Origin of the sequence: Haloarcula sp. Atlit-7R, from assembly GCF_003666065.1 — an archaeon.
Lineage (GTDB): Archaea > Halobacteriota > Halobacteria > Halobacteriales > Haloarculaceae > Haloarcula > Haloarcula taiwanensis.
Genome location: NZ_QXIK01000003.1, coordinates 459335 through 478468 on the forward strand (window position 1 = coordinate 459335; position 19134 = coordinate 478468).

The 19134-nt window shown below is 64.9% G+C and carries 18 protein-coding genes; 11 read left to right on the forward strand and 7 right to left on the reverse strand.

The window, feature by feature from the left end:
• Positions 1 to 102: 102 nt before the first annotated feature.
• Positions 103 to 1194 carry a copper-containing nitrite reductase gene (gene nirK / locus D3D01_RS09630; protein WP_121512037.1) on the reverse strand — a complete coding sequence of 364 codons (1092 nt, stop codon included), beginning with the start codon at positions 1192 to 1194 and terminating at the stop codon, positions 103 to 105.
• Between the two features lie 306 nt (positions 1195 to 1500).
• Here nirK and D3D01_RS09635 point away from each other — a divergent pair, with 306 nt between their 5' ends.
• Complete coding sequence (locus D3D01_RS09635) at positions 1501 to 2292, forward strand: 23S rRNA (uridine(2552)-2'-O)-methyltransferase (RefSeq protein WP_121512038.1); 792 nt, start codon at positions 1501 to 1503, stop codon at positions 2290 to 2292.
• Positions 2293 to 2309: 17 nt separating this feature from the next.
• On the opposite strand, the gene D3D01_RS09640 is transcribed toward D3D01_RS09635, so the two are convergent.
• Positions 2310 to 3008: a queuosine precursor transporter gene (locus tag D3D01_RS09640; protein WP_121512039.1), complete on the reverse strand. Its 699-nt coding sequence runs from the start codon at positions 3006 to 3008 to the stop codon at positions 2310 to 2312.
• A complete protein-coding gene (locus tag D3D01_RS09645) occupies positions 2998 to 3174 on the reverse strand; it encodes a ribbon-helix-helix domain-containing protein (RefSeq protein WP_101348929.1) in 177 nt (58 codons plus the stop codon). Before D3D01_RS09645 ends, D3D01_RS09640 begins: the two co-directional genes overlap by 11 nt.
• Positions 3175 to 3332: 158 nt before the next feature.
• On the opposite strand from D3D01_RS09645, the gene D3D01_RS23680 reads away from it, so the two are divergent.
• Positions 3333 to 3473 carry a hypothetical protein gene (locus D3D01_RS23680; protein ID WP_158600450.1) on the forward strand — a complete coding sequence of 47 codons (141 nt, stop codon included), beginning with the start codon at positions 3333 to 3335 and terminating at the stop codon, positions 3471 to 3473.
• A 30-nt stretch (positions 3474 to 3503) separates the two neighbouring features.
• Here D3D01_RS23680 and D3D01_RS09650 read toward each other — a convergent pair whose 3' ends face one another.
• On the reverse strand, positions 3504 to 5693 hold the full coding sequence (locus D3D01_RS09650; RefSeq protein ID WP_121512040.1) for a twin-arginine translocase subunit TatC: 2190 nt from the start codon (positions 5691 to 5693) through the stop codon (positions 3504 to 3506).
• Between the two features lie 104 nt (positions 5694 to 5797).
• On the opposite strand from D3D01_RS09650, the gene D3D01_RS09655 reads away from it, so the two are divergent.
• Both D3D01_RS09655 and D3D01_RS09660 read left to right on the forward strand, forming a co-directional pair.
• A complete protein-coding gene (locus D3D01_RS09655) occupies positions 5798 to 7417 on the forward strand; it encodes a twin-arginine translocase subunit TatC (protein WP_121512041.1) in 1620 nt (539 codons plus the stop codon).
• 1 nt (position 7418) lies between these two features.
• Positions 7419 to 8048 (forward strand): histidine phosphatase family protein, encoded by a 630-nt coding sequence (locus D3D01_RS09660; protein WP_121512042.1) that lies wholly within the window; start codon positions 7419 to 7421, stop codon positions 8046 to 8048.
• A gap of 11 nt (positions 8049 to 8059) precedes the next feature.
• Here D3D01_RS09660 and larE read toward each other — a convergent pair whose 3' ends face one another.
• Positions 8060 to 8941, reverse strand: a complete 882-nt coding sequence (gene larE / locus D3D01_RS09665; RefSeq protein ID WP_101348934.1) for an ATP-dependent sacrificial sulfur transferase LarE — start codon at positions 8939 to 8941, stop codon at positions 8060 to 8062.
• A 139-nt stretch (positions 8942 to 9080) separates the two neighbouring features.
• Between larE and D3D01_RS09670 the strand changes: the two genes are divergently transcribed.
• The gene (locus tag D3D01_RS09670; protein WP_121512043.1) at positions 9081 to 11123 is read left to right on the forward strand and encodes a helix-hairpin-helix domain-containing protein; all 2043 of its coding nucleotides are present in this window, start codon (positions 9081 to 9083) and stop codon (positions 11121 to 11123) included.
• Positions 11124 to 11216: 93 nt separating this feature from the next.
• Entirely contained in the window at positions 11217 to 12344 is a 1128-nt protein-coding gene (locus D3D01_RS09675; protein WP_101348936.1) for an ORC1-type DNA replication protein, read from the forward strand.
• A 26-nt stretch (positions 12345 to 12370) separates the two neighbouring features.
• Here D3D01_RS09675 and D3D01_RS09680 read toward each other — a convergent pair whose 3' ends face one another.
• Positions 12371 to 13156, reverse strand: a complete 786-nt coding sequence (locus D3D01_RS09680; protein ID WP_121512044.1) for a hypothetical protein — start codon at positions 13154 to 13156, stop codon at positions 12371 to 12373.
• A 167-nt stretch (positions 13157 to 13323) separates the two neighbouring features.
• Here D3D01_RS09680 and D3D01_RS09685 point away from each other — a divergent pair, with 167 nt between their 5' ends.
• Complete coding sequence (locus tag D3D01_RS09685) at positions 13324 to 13710, forward strand: RidA family protein (RefSeq protein ID WP_101348939.1); 387 nt, start codon at positions 13324 to 13326, stop codon at positions 13708 to 13710.
• A gap of 24 nt (positions 13711 to 13734) precedes the next feature.
• On the opposite strand, the gene D3D01_RS09690 is transcribed toward D3D01_RS09685, so the two are convergent.
• Positions 13735 to 15201, reverse strand: coding sequence for an MATE family efflux transporter (locus D3D01_RS09690; RefSeq protein ID WP_121512045.1), 1467 nt, complete (start codon positions 15199 to 15201; stop codon positions 13735 to 13737).
• A gap of 96 nt (positions 15202 to 15297) precedes the next feature.
• Between D3D01_RS09690 and D3D01_RS09695 the strand changes: the two genes are divergently transcribed.
• The 4 genes from D3D01_RS09695 to D3D01_RS09710 are packed head-to-tail and all read left to right on the forward strand — an operon-like array spanning position 15298 to position 19085.
• Entirely contained in the window at positions 15298 to 16365 is a 1068-nt protein-coding gene (locus D3D01_RS09695; RefSeq protein WP_232794500.1) for a PotD/PotF family extracellular solute-binding protein, read from the forward strand.
• Positions 16365 to 17456 carry an ABC transporter ATP-binding protein gene (locus D3D01_RS09700; protein WP_101348942.1) on the forward strand — a complete coding sequence of 364 codons (1092 nt, stop codon included), beginning with the start codon at positions 16365 to 16367 and terminating at the stop codon, positions 17454 to 17456. Before D3D01_RS09695 ends, D3D01_RS09700 begins: the two co-directional genes overlap by 1 nt.
• Positions 17443 to 18285, forward strand: a complete 843-nt coding sequence (locus tag D3D01_RS09705; protein ID WP_101348943.1) for an ABC transporter permease — start codon at positions 17443 to 17445, stop codon at positions 18283 to 18285. Before D3D01_RS09700 ends, D3D01_RS09705 begins: the two co-directional genes overlap by 14 nt.
• Positions 18279 to 19085, forward strand: a complete 807-nt coding sequence (locus D3D01_RS09710; RefSeq protein WP_101348944.1) for an ABC transporter permease — start codon at positions 18279 to 18281, stop codon at positions 19083 to 19085. The genes D3D01_RS09705 and D3D01_RS09710 overlap by 7 nt, the downstream gene beginning before the upstream one ends.
• Positions 19086 to 19134 lie beyond the last annotated feature (49 nt).

The window sequence follows — 19134 nt, forward strand, 5'->3', positions numbered from 1 at the left end:
GCGCGCGAGCGACCGCGAGTGGAACGGCGTTCGCGAGCGATACTGTCAGCAGGGTGATTAGAACGCGACGCGGCAGTTCGCAGCGCTACTCCGGCGAAGCGCTCAGGCTTCCGGTTCGAACACGTCAGGGTTTGCCGAACCCTCGCGGTTGATGACGGCCATCATGCCCTTGCGGGCGACCCGGGAGAGCGCGTGGTCAACCAGTTTGATCGGGCCGGGCACCTCGGCGTGGAGCGTCGCGATGGCACAGGACCCGGGCTTGACCGGCGTGGTCTGGACGAACTTGTTCGGCGGCCCGGCGATAGATCCCTGCTGCCAGACTTCGTCCCAGACGGACCCGATGGGGTGGAAACTGGAGTCGAGGTTCGGCCCGCCGGCCACGAAGTACACGCGAGCGGTGTCGCCGACCGAGATACTCGGCGCGCCGTACCGGTCCGGCGTGATAGCGTACTTCTCGCCGTTCATCAGGACGTACGTCGGCTCTTCGGCCGCCATCGCCTCCATGTCGAAGTCGTGGTGCCCCTTCTCGCCGGTGTCGCCGGTGGTGTACAGCTCGTGCTGGCCGAAGTAGAACTCGTGGTCTACTTCGGGGAGCCCCTCTTTCGGCTCGACGAGTATCATCCCGAACATCCCCGAGGAGATGTGCATATCGAGGTTCGGGACGGCGCAGTGGTAAATGAACGCGCCGGGGTAGGTGGCCTTGAACCGGAACGTCTTGGTCTGGCCCGGCGTGACCATCGACGCCTCAGCACCGCCACCAGGGCCGCGGACGGCGTGGAGGTCGATGTTGTGGGGCATCGAGTTCCTTTCCTCGTTCGTGATGGTGAGTTCGACGGTGTCGCCCCGGCGGACCCGGATCATCGGACCGGGAATCTGGTCGCCGAACGTCATGTAGGTGTAGGTGACACCCGGCTCGACCTCTGCGACCTGCTCTTTGGTGGTCATCTCGACCGACACGGTCTTTGGCTCCGACCGGTCGATGGGCTCCGGGATTGCGGTCGGGTCCGCGGCAATACGGTCAACGTCGGTCTGTTGTGCGGCGTTCATAGCTGGCTCCTGTGGGGTCGTCTCTGTCTCCGCCTCGGTTGATTGCTCTTGTGCGCCCGGCGCGCTGGCACAGCCCGCAAGCGCGGCCGTGCCGACGCCCAGGGCTTCTAACACCCGCCTCCGCGTCGCCGTCGGAATGTTTGACATTGGGAGGTCACTTCCTACAGATGGGACTCGGCGCGTGATCTGTATATATGGGGCCGGCGAATCTCAGCCGTTGAGACGCGTTCTTATGCGGTAAGAACGGCACTGAACGTGTTCGGGTTGGTGATAATGTAGTCCCGGAAACTGCCGACATCCCGGTCCGCTTCCGAGCAACTGATAGCGGCCGTCGTGCAGTGGTGACCGAAAACTCCGAGTCGGCATCCATTTGAGCGCTGACCGCTTCCGTGGTACTATGACTGCGATTTCGCCATCTTTCGGCGGTCGAGACGCACGCGATGTGTGGTAACCATGTCGGGCAAAGACGACTACTACAACAGAGCGAAGCAGGAGGGGTATCGCGCGCGGTCAGCCTACAAGCTCCAGCAACTGGACGACACGGCCGGCCTGCTCGGCGAGGGACGGACCGTCGTCGACCTCGGGGCCGCCCCGGGCGGCTGGATGCAGGTCGCGGCCGAGCGCATCGGCGAGCGCGGGACGCTGGTCGGTGTCGACCGCCAGACCATCGACGATTTGGAGGACCCCGAACCGACCGTCGAGTACGTCTGCGGCGACATGACTGAGGACAGCACGAAAGACGAAATCCGGGACATAGTCGGCGAGAGCGACGGCGAGGGCGGCCCGGTCGACGTGGTCATCTCCGACATGGCTCCGAACATGACTGGGCAGTACGACCTCGACCACGCCCGGTCGGTCCATCTGGTCCGGCAGGCCTTTGAGATGGCGACGGACCTGCTCGACGCGGGCGGGGACTTCTGTGCGAAAGTGTTCGACGGGCAGGACCTAGACGACCTCATCGCCGACATCGAACCGGAGTTCGAGTACGTCCGCGAGGTCCGTCCCGACGCCTCGCGGGACTCCTCCTCGGAGCTGTATCTGGTGGCGAAACACCGCCTGACCGGGCCGGTCCGCGAGGGTGATATCATCGACGTCACCATCGACGACATCGGCGAGGAGGGCGACGGTATCGCCAAAGTCGAGAACTTCACCGTCTTCGTCAGCGGTGTCGAAGAGGGCGAAACAGTCGAGGTCCGCATCGACGACGTGAAGCCCCGGTACGCGTTCGCTGAACCGGTCGAATAAGCCGCTTGCAGCTGTTTTCAGTCGGCGCTCGCCGGGGCCGTAACGACGTCGTTTCGGCGGGCGAAGCCGACGACAGCGTAGACGAACGGCGTGTCGACGACAGCGATAGCGAGCTTTAACAGGTACTGGCCGACGATGAGCGCCAGCGCCTCGGCCGGTGGGACGCCCTGAAACAGGACGAAGCCGACGCCGACGAAAATGACCGTATCGATAAGCTGGCTGGAGGCCGTCGAACCGATGTTGCGGAGCCAGAGCTTCTCGCCGTCGGTTCGGTCCCGAAGCCAGTGGAAGACGAACACGTCCCAGTTCTGGCTCACGACGTAGGCCGACAGGCTGGCAACGACGATGGCTGTGCTGGCCCCGAGGACGTTCCGGAAGGCCGCGAGGTCGACTGGCTGTGCCGACTGCGGGAGGCCGGGCGCGAGAATCGTGCTCCAGACCAGCGCCAGCAGGACGAAGTTCATCGCGAAGCCGACGTTGACGACGACCGTCGCGGCCCGGCGGCCGTACAGTTCGGCGTAGCAGTCGGAGGCGAAGAACGTCAGCGCGTACGCCAGCGCGGCCCCCGGCAGGACGAGCGTCGACCCGGCGAGCGGGAGCGAGAACGGTAGCGAGAACGCCAGAAGCTTCGAGGCGGTCACCTGCGAGGTGACCAGCGCCGTCACGAACAGCGCGACGAGACCGACGCGCACCGCCTCCGACCGCTCACTGGTCATCGTCGAGTCGTCCCTGCCGTTCATCGATGTCGTCGAGCATGTCAAGCGTCTTTCGCACCGAAGCGCGGATAGCCTCGCTCCGGTTGACGAACTTCCCGTCTTCGCCGACGTGCTTGTCGATGTCGTTCAGCAGCTCGGCCGGGACTTCGACGCTTATCTTGGGCATATCTGGAGAATATATCGAGCATATGCTTAGCCACTGTGGTTTGCCGACCGGGCGTATCGCCCTCCGTAGATAATATATACCGAGACAACTACCTGATATATTTTCATCCTCTCATTTAATATCTGAAATATGAACACATTGAAACGACGTACCGTACTTTGAGTGTTCCGCTGGCACTCGGGATGTCGGGCTGTAGCAGTGAGAACGGTGCTGAACAAGACGATACCGCCGACCGAGCGTCGCAGTGCGACAGACGCGCAGTTGACGACCGCGACGGTGGCACAAATATCGTCGAATAACGTCCCGTGACCTGTCGCTGAGTACGACTCTCAGTCGGCGGGTTCGCTGCGGCGGTTCGACGTCCGCCGGCCGCCGAGCGTGTACACCCAGAGGACGCCGAGTCCGAGCAGGTACGCAAGCGCGGTTGGAATACCGACGATGAACATCGTGAAGATGCCGCTGGGCGAGAGGATCGCCGAGAGGGCGACGATGGCGATGACGACCTCTCGCCAGCGCTCGTACATCAGCCGGAACGGAATGATACCGCCCTTGTGGAAGAGGAACATCGTCACTGGAATCTCGGCCAGCAGGCCGATGCCGATGGTGAGGAAGAACACGAGCCAGCCGAAGTTGCTCACCCGATAGGCGATGACCATGTTCGAGTTCAATTGGTCGTAGGCGATCCAGGAGATGGTCATCGGGGCCACGTAGAGGAACCCGAGCAGGCTTCCGCCGATGAGTGCGGCAAACAGCGTCCCGCCCCAGATACCCAGGATGTTGCGGTTCCCGATGACCAGGCCGCGCTCGCGCATCGCCGGCCACGCGAAGTACAGCACCACGGGAATGACTGCAACGGCCCCGAGTATCGTCGAGAACTTGACGATGAACACGAGGTGCTCCACGGGGTGGAGCGTGACGATGCTCACGTCGGCGGCCATCTCCGGCGGGAGCCGGCTAACGAACGTCCGCTGAATCGTCCCGATGCCGCCCTGATAGAGGAACAGGAACGCGGCGGCGAGCACCGCCCCGAAGATGCCCAGAATCACGAACGCCCGGGAGGCCAGCGCGCTGAGGATGAACTGGATGTCGTAGTAGTAGCCGCCGATCTCGTCTTCGGTGGTTTCATCCTCGGTGAACGCGTCGACCATGCCAGCGGTCGTCGAGGTGAACACGCCCGCTTCTTCCTCCGATTCAGCGGCCCCGTCCGCGGTATCGCCGGTCTCGCTTCCCGGGTCGTCTTCGTGGGCCATGTCCCAGCGGTCGAGGACGGCCTGCGCTTTTTCCTTGTTGTCGTCCGCAAGCGCGCGGTCGGCGTGGGCAAGCGCCTCGTCCTCGTTCATCTCCTCGAACACTTCGGGCGGTGCGACCTCGACGGCCGAGGCGTTGAGTTCGCTGATGTCGATGGCCGTCGGGTCGCCGACCTGACCGGGACCGGCCTTCTCCGAGAGCGCGGTCAGGACGTGGTAGTACAGGACGACGACAGCACCGATGATACCGAACCCGACGGCGAGAAGTACTGCTGTACTCTCGACCGGGAGGCCGAATAGTGCCGGCGGCTGGATGTCACCGGTGAGCCGGTCGGACGGGAACACTTCAGCGAACTGCTGGATGTACTGGAACGCCGGCGTCGCCAGGACGTAGTACACCACACCGCCGCCAAGCACTGCACCGCCGAGAATCGTGTTCCAGTGCTCTCGGGCGACGGCACTGGTACTGACGAGGTCACCGGAGCGTCTGACCAACATTGCAAGCTTCGCCAGCGCGAGGCTGATACCGTAGAGGCCACACAGCGGCGCGGCCCACATAATCTGGGTGAAGGGGTCCGGCGGCGAGAACAGCGCCCCGAAAGCGAAAATCCCCATCACCGCGTAGCGCCACTTGTCACGGAACGTCTCGTAGGGGACGATTTCGGTGTATGAAAGCACCGTCATCACGAGCGGCAACTGGGCGGCGAGGCCGAAGGAGATGGCCAGCAGAAAAACGAACTGGAACCACTTGACGATGGAGTACTGTGGCGTGAAGCCGGCCTTGAACGCGTCCCCGGCGAGGAAGTTGAACATCAGCGGGAAGAACAGCTCGTAGGCGTAGGCGACACCGCCGAAAAACAGCCCTAAGCTGATCGTGACGAACAGCGCGCCCTTCCAGGTCGGGATGTGCTCGGCCGGCCACCAGCCCCGCTGGCGGAGTCCGTCGCGGCCGAAGTATATCAACAGCGGCAACGACATGAGAATCCCGATGACGGCTCCGATTTTCACCTGCAGGAGGATGACGTCGAACGGCGTGACCGCGACGATGCTCGTGGCCTCCTGCGTGGTGAGGTCCATCTGCGAGTACAGGAGATCGGCGCGCAGCGTGTCCCAGACGCCGTACTGCAGTCCCATGATCGTGCCGATCATCCCGATGACGAAGACGACGAACACCTTCTGGAGGTGCACCTGCGCCGAGCGAAGCATCGCACCGAGCGTCGCCCGCCCGCTCTGGACCGTCTGGACGGTGTCCTCGTCGATAGCACTCGCCATCTTCTCTGTGCCTAGCCCAGTGGGCGTTATCAATTTATTCATCCCGGTGACAGCCACTGCTCGAAAAGAAAGTTTACAACACCCACCGTCTAAGCCGGGGACAGATGGAGGACGGTGACGCAGACGACGAGCGGCGCAGGCCCGATGAGCCGCCACTACCGTCCGACGACGAGGCCGACGAGTCGGCGGTCCCCACCGACCCGGTGGCCGAGGCCGATGCCAACCGGGAGACGGCCGAGGTGACAGGCCCGGGTCCCGCGCCGGCCGGCGGTGACGAGGACACTGTTGGCTCGCACGCCGCGCCGACCGAAGCCGAATCCAGCGATGGGCTGTTCGACCGGGATGCGTCGGATATCGCCGCCGCCGTCCCGGCGGACGTTCCGACCGACTGGGGCAAGTCGACGCCCTCGCCGGCTGGTGCCGGTGGTGCTGCGCCGACGACCGGTGGCGGGACCGCACCGAGCTACGACCCCGACGACGATATCGTCGACGAGGGCGCACCCGACGACGAGGAGATGCCGCTGGCCGACCACGTCGAGGAGATGGCGATGCGGTTGTTCGTCGTCGTCGGCGTGATGGCCGTCGTCGCTGTCATCGCCCTGCCGTACTCCGACGAACTCATCAACTTCCTGTGGTACTCCTTCCTCGACGGGCCGGCTGAGGCCTGCGGACAGGTCGCGACGAATGCCGACGGCAGCGTCGTCGAGGGAGCGGACTGCCCGAACGTATACAATCCGCTCGCGCTCATCTTGGCGCGGCTGAAAGTGTCGTCACTGGTCGGCTTTATCGTCGCGCTCCCGGTGTTCGTCTACCAGACGTACCTGTTCATGCGACCGGGGCTGTACCCCCGCGAGCGGCGCTACTACCTCGCGGCGGTCCCGACGAGTCTCGTGCTCGCGGCCGTCGGCGTCGGCTTCGCGTACTTCGCGGTCCTGCGGGCGATGTTCGATTACTTCATCACCTACTCCGACCGCGCGGCCGACCTCGCCTTTGGCCTCAGCGAGACGTTCAACCTCATCATCCTGATGCTCGGGCTGTTCGCGCTCATCTTCCAGATTCCGCTGTTCGTGATGCTCGCGGTGATGATGGGCGTGACGACGCGCCAGTGGCTTCAGGACCGGCGGCTGTACTTCTGGGGTGGCTTCGCCGCCGTGGCGTTCCTGTTCAGTCCCGACCCGACCGGGATGGCCCCGCTGATGGTCGCGGTGACGATGATCGGCCTGTTCGAGGGGACCCTGCTGCTCCTGCGGTGGACCGGCAGCACGTCGCCGATCCCGACCGCCGCCGACCTCGCCGCTCGTCGCCCGGTCGCGTGGCTGACCGCCGGTATCGCCGGCTACGTCCTCAGCCCCGCGCCGGTCCCGACAGGCTACTACGAGCAACTGCCAGCCACAGTGACTGAGACGCTCGCAGCCGTCGGCCTCGGGAACGCCACGCCGATGCTCGTCGGCGGCGGGATGATCGTCCTGTTCGAGGCGCTGGCATACCTCAACAAGAACTACTACGGCTCGGTCAGACTCTGGCGCGGGTTCCGGGCCGCCCGCCTGCCGGTGTGGGCTGTCGCCATCGTCGTCGGCTACCTCGGCAGCCCTGACCCGACGCTGTTCCGGCTCGTGAACCAGTTCAGCCTCCCGCGAAACGCCGCCATCGCCGTCGCCGCCGGCCTCATCCTCCTCTACGAGGGGACCATCGCCGTCGCGCGCTGGCGAAACCGGGGTGAATAAGATGGGGACCCTACTTGTCGCCCGGCACGGGGAGACCACCTGGAACCGCGACGGTCGCATCCAGGGGTGGGCCCCGAGCCGACTCACAGACCGTGGCCAGCAACAGGCCACGGCGCTCGGGGCGTGGCTCGATGAGCGATGCAGTGTTGACCGCGTCTTCGCCTCGGACCTCCGGCGCACCCGCGAGACGGCCGCTGCGGTCGGTGACGGCTACGGCGGCCTGCCCGACCGCGCGTTCGACACCGACTGGCGCGAGCGCGGCTTCGGAATCATGCAGGGCCTGTACGCCGACGAACTGCTCGATGAGTTCCCCGACCACGACCCGGACGCAAGCGTCATCTCGCTCGATGCGGCCCCAGAGGGCGGCGAGGGCATCCCGACCTTCCGGGGACGGGTCGAATCGGGGTGGGATCGAGCGATTGCGACCACCGACACGGGTGAGACGACGCTCGTGGTCACTCACGGCGGCGTCATCAAGGTCCTGCTGGCGAAACTCACGGACAGAGACCCGGACGCGGCGCTGGCCGAGGACTCACAGCCGAACTGCGCCGTCAACGAGATTCGACTTGATAAGGACAGCCCCGAACTGGTCGGTGAGGAACTGACTGGCTGGCGGACGTTGCTGGACTGAGCGCGCTTCTTTCAGTCGACGGACGGGTAGTCGGCGTCGAAGACGTTGCTGACCACGTCCTCCGTCTCTTCTTCCGCTGGCTCCTCCGTTTCTGGGCTCACACTGCCGGTTTCGTACCCGTGGAGGTCGAGCGTCACGTGGTCGAAGCCACAGTCCTCGATGTGGTCGCGGGCGGTGCGGACGAAGTCGGGGTCGAGCGCGGTTTCGAGTTCTTCTTCGCCGACCTCGATGCGGGCGAGGCCGTCGTGGTCGCGCACGCGGAACTGCTCGAAGCCCCACGTTCGCAGGAGACGTTCAGCCTTCTCGACGCGGGAGAGGCGTTCCTCTGTGACTTCCAGCCCGGTCGGAATCCGCGAGGAGAGACACGCCATCGAGGGCTTGTCGGCCACGGAGAGGTCGTACTCGCGGGCGATCTCTCGGACCTCCTCTTTCTCGATGTCGTGTTCCAGCAGCGGGGAGTAGGCGTCAAGTTCCTCGACGGCACGGAGGCCAGGCCGGTGGCCCTCGCCCACGTCTGAGGCGTTCGTCCCATCACACACCACGTCAATACCGAGTTCGCGGGCGCGGTCGTACATCGCGCCCAGGCGCATCGACCGGCAGTGGTAACACCGCATGTCGTCGTTCTGTATGAACTCCTCGCTGTCGAGTTCGGAGAACTCCACGATCTCGTGTCGGATGCCGATCTCCTCGGCGACGCGGGTGGCGTCGGTAAGCTCGGCGGCGGGGAGCGTCTCAGACTTGGCGGTACAGGCGATGGCGTCGTCGCCGAGGGCGTCGTGCGCCAGCGCGGCGACGACACTCGAATCGACACCACCGGAGAAGGCGATCAGCACGCCGTCTCGCGACTTGAGGTCTTCGCGGGCGGCCGCTAGCTTCTCCGAAACAGCAGACATGGAACGTCTTTCTCGGTGGAGCGCAAAAACGCCTTCGCGTTCGGTGTTCGACTGACTGAGCCGGGGCGGTTGACCGCTCCGCTGCCGCCGGAGCCGCTGGCAACGGGTTTTTTCTCGCTGGCGTCGAATGGGCGGGCAGATGGAGCTCGAATCGGTTCCGGGCGTCGGGGCGAAAACAGCCGCGGCGCTCCGGGAATTAGACGATCCGGAGGCGGCACTCCGGGACGGCGACGTGGCGTCGCTCGCACGCGCACCGGGTATCAGCGAGGGCCGGGCCGCCCGCATCGCTCGCGGTGCGATCCGGGCTGAACACGACGACCCCGGTGGGTTCACCGCGACGAAACGCGCCCGCGAGATCTACGCGGACGCGCTGGCGCTGCTGACTGACCGGACAGTGACTGACTACGCCGCGAAGCGCCTGGAAACGATTTACCCCAGTGGCGTCCGCAGCCGTATCGAGGAAGTCCGCTCGTTCGCCGAGTCGGCGATGACCCGCGACCCAGACCCGGCGGTTCTCGACGCTCTCTCTGCCGTCGAACCGCTTGCCGAACCCGGCGATGTGCGGGTGCGGGACCGGTGTCTGGCGACCCGCGACGCCGAGCGCTACGCCGACGCGCAGGCCGCGATTCCGGAGGTCAGCGTCGAGGTCGTCGACGACGCCCGTCAGCTGGCCGAACTCGCCCGTTCGTACTCGACGGTCATCGCGCTGGATGAAGCATTCGCCGGCGTCGACATCGAGGGCGACGTGCGCGTGGAGCCGACCGCACTGGAGGAGCCCGAATCCGTTGTGCCCGAGCGAGTCCTCACCTTCTTTGCCCGCAACTGCGACCGGATACGGGCCGCCGCCGAGGTCCACCGCGTCGCCGACCTCGACGCGCCGTGTGACCTGGAGACGCTCCTGTCGGCGCTAGAGCAGCTCGACGAGGACGGGGGCGTCAGCGGTGACGAGGAACTCGACCGCCTGACCACTGCGGTCGACGACCTCGATGCCGCGGTCTCAACCGCCGAGAGCGTCGCCAACGACCACCTCCGAGAGGCCATTGAGGAGCAGGATGTGACCATCGAGGGGACGGACCTGCTGTCGCTGGTTGAGCGCGGCGCGGGCGTCGACTCGCTCCTCCAGCGTGAACTCGCCAACGAGTACGCCGCGGCTGTCGAGAAGGCCCGCGACCACCTCGTCGATGCCCTGGCGCTCCGGGACATGGAGGCGACGGCGCGCCGGGCCTTCCCTGACGAGCCCGCCTATCCCGTCGAACACAGCGAAGACGTCGTCGCCCGTCTCCGCGAGGAACTGACCGCCGCGCGCGACCAGCGCGCGACCCGCCGGAAGCAGGAACTGGCCGACGACCTCGCCGAGATGCGCGAGGACGCCGCGGCGCTGGTCGACGCCGCGCTGGAACTCGACGTAGAGCTTGCCATCGCCCGCTTTGCCGACGACTTCGACTGCACGATGCCAGACGTTACCGAGTCCGAGGGGGTCGCAATCGAGGGCGGACGCTCGCCACTGCTCGACGTGTCCTTTGAGGCCGTCGAGCCAGTCGACTACGCTGTCGACGGTGTGACCGTCCTTTCAGGCGTCAACAGCGGCGGGAAGACCTCGACGCTGGACCTCGTCGCACTCGTGACGACGCTGTCCCACATGGGCCTGCCCGTCCCGGCAGAGTCAGCCCGTGTCGGGCGGATTTCTGAACTCCACTACCACGCCAAGACGCAGGGGACGCTCGACGCCGGCGCGTTCGAAGCGACGCTTCGGGAGTTTGGCGACCTCGTCGCGGACGTGGACCACCGCAACTCAGAACCAGACGCCGGTGGCGATACTGATGGACCAGCAGCCGGGACCGACAACCGCCCGGTGATGGTGTTGGTCGACGAACTTGAATCGATAACTGAGCCGGGGGCCAGCGCGAAGATTATGGCCGGTATCCTCGAAGCGCTGGGCGAACGGCAGGCGACGGCCATCTTCGTCTCGCATCTCGCCCGCGACATCCGCGAGGCCGCCGACACCGACATCAGCATCGACGGTATCGAGGCAAAGGGGCTGGAGGACGGCGAACTGCGCGTCGAGCGCTCGCCGGTCAAGGGCAAGCTCGCCCGCTCGACGCCGGAGCTCATCGTTGAGAAGCTCGCCGACGACGGAACCAAGGACGGCTTCTACGGCGACCTGCTCGAAAAGTTCGAGTAGCGACGGCCGGCGAAACCGCGCCCCTCGCGCACCTGTCACTGCTCGTGAAGCTGTGGCAAATGGTTAAGTGCGCCGCGAAGCTCGGTGAAAGTGATGAGCGACGACCCCGAGGACCGGATGCTCGGCTGGGACGAATCCGTCTTTCGGGACGAACACGTCTTCGAAATCGACTGGCTCCCGGAGACGTTCAAACACCGGGACACACAGATGGAGACGCTGAAGTACGCGCTCCGGCCGGCCGTCCGGGGGTCGCGCCCGCTCAACGTCATCGCCCGCGGGCCGCCGGGGACGGGGAAGACGACGGCCGTCCAGATTCTGTTCGACGAACTCACCGCCCAGACGGACGTGAAAACCGTCCGGGTGAACTGCCAGATGGACTCGACGCGCTACGCCGTCTTCTCGCGGCTGTTCGCCGAGATATTCGACTACGAGCCGCCGTCCTCTGGAATATCGTTCAAGAAATTGTTCTCACAGATCACCAACAAACTGGTCGAGGAAGACGAGGTGCTCGTCGTCGCCCTTGACGACGTGAACTACCTGTTCTACGAGAGCGAGGCCAGCGACACGCTGTACTCGCTGTTGCGCGCCCACGAAGCCCACTCGGGCGCGAAAATCGGCGTCATCTGCGTCTCCTCTGATCTCGAGCTCGACGTCATCGACGCGCTCGATACCCGCGTCCAGTCCGTGTTCCGGCCCGAGGAGGTGTATTTCAACCCTTACGGACAGGCCGAAATCGCAGATATCCTGGGCGAGCGCGCCGACCGGGGGTTCAACGAAGGCGTCGTCGGTCCCACGGTGCTCGACCGCGTCGCCGAACTGACCGAGGAACAGGGCGGCGACCTCCGGGTCGGTATCGACCTCCTGCGCCGGGCCGGAATGAACGCCGAACGGCGCGCCTCCCGCTCCGTCGAGACCGAGGACGTCGAGGCGGCGTACGACAAGTCTAAATACGTTCACCTGTCCCGCCGGCTGCGGGAACTGTCCGACTCCGAGACTGCGCTCGTGGAGGTCATCGCCGCCCACGACGGCCAGCAGGCCGGCGACATCTACGACGCCTTCTCCGAGCAGACGGACCTGGGGTACACCCGCTACTCCGAGATAATCAACAAGCTCGACCAGCTTGACATCATCGATGCCGAGTACACCGATGTCGAGGGCCGGGGCCGCTCGCGGGAGCTGACGCTCAACTACGACGCTGACGCGGTGCTGGAACGGCTGTAATACAGCGCATCAAAACGTCTACGCGCTCATTCCATCTTCTCGAAGGTCGTCTCGGCCCACTGGACGGCGTAGTCAGCGCCGTACTCCAGATACGCGTCGGTGTCGAGTGCGGCAAAGGGCGCGGGCAAGTCCAGACCGTGTTTGACGCCACTACAGGCGAGTTCGGCGGCCGCAGCGAACTCCGTCTGGCCCTGTGCAATTTCGCTGGGGAGGTCTTCGAGGCGGGGTTGCAGGCGCTCGCCGGCGTCGTCCCATGCCGCGTACAGGTCCGGGAAGTCGTCGGCCCAGCCGGCAAACGCCGAACGGGTCTGGAGTCCGAGATACGCGGCGTAGAGGGCAGCTGCGAGCTGGTATCGGGCGTTTGCATCGAGATGGTCCTCTGTAGCAGCTACGAACGCCGGGTACTGCTCGGCAAAAAAGCCCAGAAAATGCTCGGGTTCGTCGAGGCTCACTTCGACGAGCGCCTCCGCGACGAGAAACGAGACGAAACCGTCCGGTGAGGTCTCCAGCCGCGGCTTGACGAACACGCAGGGCGGGACCGTCTGGCGCGTCCAGGCGACGCCGCCGTCGCCGGGCATCCCGATGGTGAGGCTGTTACCGATGTACTCCTGTAGCACCTCTGGCGCTGTGGTCGGAAGCCACGCACCGTCGTAGGAGATCTGATCGAGGCTGTCGGTCACCAGCAGGAGTTCTTCGGCGACTGCGGGGTCCAGTGTCTCGAAGTCGCGGTCGCAGTTCAGTACGAGCGCCTCCGGGGCGTAGGCCTCACGTACTGCCGGCAATTCGCCGGTCAGTGAACGCTCGGTGAACATCTACGCCGAGAACAGGACGAGGTTGATGACGATGCCGATCGACAGCAGTGCTGACACGCCGATTGTTCCGAGGACGATTTTCGTGGCCTTGCTCATGTCAATGAGTATCCCGGGCCAGACATTAAAACTTGAGAAACGATTTTCTGGGTCCACAGCGTTCGTCGAGTATGCGCCGCGAACGCACCTCGACAGGCACTGCCTGGGAGCAGCAGGTCGGGTACTCGCGGGCGATACGTGCGGGTGACACTGTTCGTGTTGCCGGCACCATCGCCACGGACGACGACGGCGAGGTCGTCGCGCCGGGTGACCCGTACGAACAGACGAAACACGCCTTCGGTATCGTCGCGGATGCACTGACGACTCTCGACGCCGACATCGAGGACGTCGTCCAGACCCGAATGTACGTCACTGACATCGACGATCAGGAACAGGTCGGCGAGGCCCACAGCGAATTCTTCGGCGACGTCCGTCCCGTGGCGACGATGGTCGAGGTGAGTGGGCTGGCAACACCAGAGGCCGCCGTCGAGGTCGAAGCCGTCGCGCAGGTCGAGTGATGCTGGGCCGGGGTGCCGTCTTGATTACTTGTCAGTCCTGCCGACACCCGCACGGTGGGCGACGGCACGCCACTTTCCGGAGCGGAACCGACCCACATTGACAGCGGCTTTCAAATAGAAATCCCCGATTAGCGCGGCGAAGATAGCCGGAAGGCCGAGTCCCAGTCCCGGGGAGAACGAAACGCCAGTCACGGGGATTGCTATGACGAACGCCGTCGGTAACGCGAGCGCTGCGACCGGCAGGCGGTAACAGTAGCTTCCGAGTACCGTTCCGTACAGCGGCCACCGGGTGTCACCAGCACCGCGAAGGCTTCCGCGCATCGTCCGCGAGACGGAGAAGCCGGCGACGAGCAGCCCGAAGACGCGGACAAACGTCGCCGCCAGGTCCGGGTAGGCGGTCCCGAACAGAGCAACGATCGGCCGGGCGAACACCACGAGAAATAGTGCGACAGTGAGCTGGACCGCGAGTGCAACCCCGAGCGACTGCCAGCCGTACGCCGTCGCCTCTTTCGGGTCATCTGCGCCCAGCGACTGCCCAACCAGTGTCGACGCGGCGGTCGCATAGCCCCACGCTGGCATCAGCGCGAGTAGCATGACCCGGCGACCGATGGCGTACGCCGCGAGTGTCGGGGTGCCGAGTACGCCGAGAATGAACAGAAACGGAAACCGGCCAAAGGTCTGGAGCAGGCGCATTCCCGACAGCGGAAGTGCGACACGGACGAGTTCGGCGAGTAGTCCGAGGTCGAACTGTTTGCCACCGAGCGGCAGCGCCGTCGCGTACCGACCGGAGGCCAACAGCACGAAAAAGATGACTGCAGCGAGCGTGTTCGCTGCGACAGTCCCCCAGGCGGCTCCCGCGATTCCCATCGGTGCAACCGGCCCCAGGCCGAATATCAGCACACCGTTGAGCCCGACGTTGGTCGGCACAGTCAGCAACCGGACGTACATCGGCGTCCGCGTGTCGGCGCTCCCCGCGAGGGCGCGTGCGGCGACCATACTCCAGAACCGCGGCACCATCGACAGCATCACAATTGCGAGATACGTCGCGCCGTACTGGATCGCGGCCGGGTCATTGGAGAGACTATCGAGCAGTGCAGTCGGATACACCCACGCGATAGCAGTCAGTGGCAACGATAGCACGATTGCGAGCCACAGCGACTGCTTGACAGCCAGATTTGCTCGCTCCGGCTCGCCGCTCCCCTGCAGGCGAGAGACGACGCTTATTGTCCCGGAGGAGACAGCGAGCGCAAGTCCGAATCCCACGAAGTAGTACTGAAACCCCAGCTCGAGACCGGCCAGTGCGGCGTCACCCAGCGCCAGACCGACCATCAGAAAGTCCGCAAGCCGCAACAGGATTCGCAGACCTCCGGTGACCATCACCGGCGCGGCCAGGTCTGTCGCCTCGATGGCCCGGTCCCGGTCGACAGCATCCAATCTGGAGAGCGCGACTGGGACGGTGCGTACCAGCCGGCGGAGGGCGTCGCCGAGCACAGTTGTGTCACGGCGGGCAGGCAAACGTAGCTTACGACTCCATGCCCCTGTAGAGTTGCACACAGCGCTTATCTATGCAAATCCCTACCTGTAGATATGGATCAAATACCCTCTAGACGGTCGTTTTTGGCCGGCGCCGGGGCTGCTGCCACCGCTGGGATTGCCGGGTGTACTGGCCTCGGGATCGGGGACCAGACGCTAACGATGATTGACTGGGGGTACGTCTACAGTAACGGCGTCATCGAAGCCTTCGAGGAGCGCCACGGGGTAACGGTGGAGCGACAGGCCGCACAGGGATCGGCCGAAACCCTCGCGCAGTTGCGGGCCGGTCGCGCCGATTACGACCTAGTGCCGCTTGGCAACTACGCGGTGACGCCGGCGATGGAAGAGGGCTATCTCCAGCCGCTCGACCTCGATCAGGTCCCGGCATACGACGACGTGTTCGATTTCCTGAAAGCGGAGTACTTCGAACAGGACGGCGAGGTGTACGGGATTCCACGGAGCTTTGGGCAGACGCCGCTCGCCGTCAATACCGACATCGTCGAGCAGGATGTCACCGCGCTGGCTGACCTCTGGACCGAACCACTGGCCGGTGTCGTCGGCGGTCGCGACGACGCGCGCCTGCAGGTCCTGTACCGAAACGCGGCGAAAGGCGAGCCACTCAACCCGGCAAGTGCCGACGACGTGGACTTCGACTCGCTCCGTGCCGACCTTATCGACCGGCTGGAACTCACCGCCGGTCTCTGGAACAACGGGGGCGAGTCAGAGCAACTCCTCCGCAGTGAGGAGGTCGGCGTCCAGCCGGTCTGGAACTACGTCATCCAGTCGATGCAGTCGGATGGTCTCCCCGTCGAGCGAGTCTACCCCTCCGAAGGAACGAAAGCGTGGTTCATCCAGCACTGTATCCGGGACGGTGCGGAGAACCCAGAACTGGCACACACCTTCATTCAGGAGTGGCACACGCAGATGGGCTACAAGTCGCTGATGAAACCGAGCAACATCGCCGTCCCGAACGAGCAGGTGTTCTCCGAACACGATGTCGAGATGGCGGCGTACGGACTCGACGACCCGGACCAGTTCATCTACGAGGAACCGAAGCCACAGTCGCTCATCGAGCAGTACACCGAGACGTGGAACCGGGCAAAGACGGAGGCTGATCTGTAGTGAATGCGCTCGCTGTCGACGGTCTCACGAAGACCTTCGACGGAGCGCCTGCTGTCGACGATGTCTCGCTGACTGTCGAGCAGGGGGAGTTCTTCTCGCTCATCGGACCGTCCGGCTGCGGCAAGACGACGACGCTCCGAATGCTCGCTGGCCTCCTCACGCCGGATTCAGGGCGGGTGCTGCTCAACGGGCAGGACGTGACGGACCGGCCCGCCCGCGAGCGGGCGACGAACATGGTGTTTCAGGACCTCGTGTTGTTCCCCCACATGAACGTCGCGGAGAACGTCGGCTACGGGCTGGCTCGAAGTGGTGTTACAGAGCCGGAGCGCGGACAGCGCGTTGAGGACGCTCTGGCACTGGTCAATCTGGCGGGATTCGGCGACCGTGACCCGTCTGACCTCTCTGGCGGCCAGCGCCAGCGGGTCGCACTGGCCCGGGCGCTGGTCAACGACCCGGCGATACTGCTGCTTGACGAACCGCTTGCGTCGCTCGACCGGGCACTCCGAGAAGAGATGCAGGCGGAGTTCCGACGGATTCAGCGCGACAGCGACACGACCTTCCTGTACGTCACACACGACCAAGAGAGCGCACTGAGTATGTCCGACAGAGTCGCCGTGATGCGGGACGGGCGCATCGTCAACGTCGGCCCCCCTCGCCAGTTGTACACGGACCCGCAGACCCGGTTTGTCGCGTCGTTCCTCGGCGACGCCACGCTGCTTGAGGGCGACGTCATCAGGCGCGAGGGTGCCGATGTCGTAGTCCAGACCGGCGCTGGCCCGCTTCGGGCCAACGCAGACGCAACGAGCGACGCCGTGGGCGATGCGGTGACGGTCGCAGTCCGGCCGGAAGCCGTCACCCTCGGCGGCGACCTGACTGGCACCGTCACTGATGTCGCGTACAAGGGGTTCTACGAGGAAGCGACCGTCGACTGCGGCGGCGCGGAACTCGTCGTCCGACGCGAACGCAACACGGTGGCGGCCCCGGACAACGCGACATCCGCCGACGGCGGTACAGCCCTCCCGTTCCGCGTCGGAGAGACCGTCGAACTGGGCGTCAACCGGGCCGTCCTCGTCAGGGATGAGCGTCGCTAACGCACCCGGTCGGCTCCGGGACTGGCTGGTCGCCGGCAGCCCACTCTTGCTGGCACTGGCCCTGGGCGTGTTTCCGCTCCTGACACTGTTCGTCGAGAGCATTGGTCCCGGCCTTGGCAGCGAGAATTACGCGGAAGTGCTGTCGCCCCTGTACCGCGGCGCACTGCTGTACTCTATCGGCGTCGGTGTCGGCGTCACTGCCATCTGTCTCGCCGTCGCGTATCCGATTACGTACTGGATTGCCCACCGGTGTCCGGACCGGTACCGGCTCGTCGCGCTGGTCTCGGTGACGTTGCCGCTGTGGCTCAATTACGTGGTGCTCAACTACGCTTGGGTGTGGATTCTGGCCCGGGGCGGCGTGGTGAACCGAATCCTCGTCGGGACGGGTCTCCTCGATTCGTCGCTTGACCTCCTGTACAATAACATCTCGATGACCATCGGGTTCGTGTACATCTACCTGCCCTACGTCGTGTTGACGATGTACGTCTCGATGGAGCGATTCGATTACCAGCTCATTGAGGCCGCGCGGGACCTCGGTGCGAGTGACATTCGAGTGTTTCTCGACGTCGTGCTCCCGCGAACACTTCCCGGCGCGGCGGCGGCGACACTCATCGTCTACGCACGCATCGCCGGCGCGTTTGCAACTCCTGAAATCCTCGGCAGTCCCGGGAACGTCATGATCGCACGGCTCGTCGTGCAGGCGTTCCGGCAGTACACGAACTACGGGTTCGCGGCGGCGCTGTCGTTCGTGTTCCTGCTGCTGGTGCTTGGAACGCTCGGACTCGGGGCGCTTTCGCCGCGGGTCAGACAGGAGTTACGACAATGGTGAGCCGCGTCACACGGCTGGCCGAACGCGGTGCCGGGCGGCTCCCGGGCATCGTTGTCGCGCTGGCGCTCGTGTTCCTGTACACTCCCGTTCTCGTCATCGGGTACCTGTCGCTCTCACCCGCTGGCCAGCCGACGATTCCCATCGACGGGTTCTCGCTCCGGTGGTACACCGCGGTCCTGACTGATACCCGGTTTATCCGTGCGCTACTGACGAGTCTCGGCATCGGCGTCGTCACAGCCGTTGTCGGTACTGCGCTGGGGCTGGCCGGCGCATACGTGATTGTTCGGAGCCAACTCTCCCAGATTGCCCGTCGAACCATCGCCGTGATTATCGCCCTGCCGCTGTTCGTTCCGACGGTCGTCGTCGCCTTCGGTATCGGACGCGCTAGCGCGCTCGTCGGCCTCGGCTACGGGTACCTTCCGGTCGTTCTCGGCCACTTGTTCTGGGTACTCCCGTTCACTACGTTCCTCATTGCTGCCCGCTACGCGGAGCTCGACGACCGCCTCTCGGCTGCGGCCCGCGACCTCGGTGCCGATGACCGGACTGTGTTCAGGACGATCACGGTGCCGTTGCTGTGGCCGGCACTGACGGCGAGTGTGTTGTTCGCGTTCGCGCTCTCGTTCAACGAGTTTCTCATCACCTTCTTCCTCGCCGGGTCAAGCGTGACGACGGTCCCGCTGGAAATATTCGGCAAGGTCAGAATCGGTGCCACGGCCTTCCTGAATGCGGCGAGTGTGCTCGTCATCGTTGTCAGCGCTGTGGCGGCCGGTGTGGCTTCGACACTGCGCCGTCCTGTGTGAGTGGTTCCAGCCGCCAATCTGCTCCGCGACCCAGCGGCACGCTTTTGTG

Bases quoted from the DNA above. Each gene is read 5' to 3' on its own strand.
- nirK (WP_121512037.1), bottom strand. From the start codon at position 1,194: ATGTCAAACATTCCGACGGCGACGCGGAGGCGGGTGTTAGAAGCCCTG.
- D3D01_RS09655 (WP_121512041.1), top strand. From the start codon at position 5,798: ATGGAGGACGGTGACGCAGACGACGAGCGGCGCAGGCCCGATGAGCCG.
- D3D01_RS09635 (WP_121512038.1), top strand. From the start codon at position 1,501: ATGTCGGGCAAAGACGACTACTACAACAGAGCGAAGCAGGAGGGGTAT.
- D3D01_RS09660 (WP_121512042.1), top strand. From the start codon at position 7,419: ATGGGGACCCTACTTGTCGCCCGGCACGGGGAGACCACCTGGAACCGC.
- D3D01_RS09710 (WP_101348944.1), top strand. From the start codon at position 18,279: ATGGTGAGCCGCGTCACACGGCTGGCCGAACGCGGTGCCGGGCGGCTC.
- D3D01_RS09680 (WP_121512044.1), bottom strand. From the start codon at position 13,156: ATGTTCACCGAGCGTTCACTGACCGGCGAATTGCCGGCAGTACGTGAG.
- D3D01_RS09640 (WP_121512039.1), bottom strand. From the start codon at position 3,008: ATGACCAGTGAGCGGTCGGAGGCGGTGCGCGTCGGTCTCGTCGCGCTG.
- D3D01_RS09650 (WP_121512040.1), bottom strand. From the start codon at position 5,693: ATGGCGAGTGCTATCGACGAGGACACCGTCCAGACGGTCCAGAGCGGG.
- D3D01_RS09685 (WP_101348939.1), top strand. From the start codon at position 13,324: ATGCGCCGCGAACGCACCTCGACAGGCACTGCCTGGGAGCAGCAGGTC.
- D3D01_RS09695 (WP_232794500.1), top strand. From the start codon at position 15,298: ATGGATCAAATACCCTCTAGACGGTCGTTTTTGGCCGGCGCCGGGGCT.
- D3D01_RS09705 (WP_101348943.1), top strand. From the start codon at position 17,443: ATGAGCGTCGCTAACGCACCCGGTCGGCTCCGGGACTGGCTGGTCGCC.
- D3D01_RS09670 (WP_121512043.1), top strand. From the start codon at position 9,081: ATGGAGCTCGAATCGGTTCCGGGCGTCGGGGCGAAAACAGCCGCGGCG.
- D3D01_RS09675 (WP_101348936.1), top strand. From the start codon at position 11,217: ATGAGCGACGACCCCGAGGACCGGATGCTCGGCTGGGACGAATCCGTC.
- D3D01_RS09645 (WP_101348929.1), bottom strand. From the start codon at position 3,174: ATGCCCAAGATAAGCGTCGAAGTCCCGGCCGAGCTGCTGAACGACATC.
- larE (WP_101348934.1), bottom strand. From the start codon at position 8,941: ATGTCTGCTGTTTCGGAGAAGCTAGCGGCCGCCCGCGAAGACCTCAAG.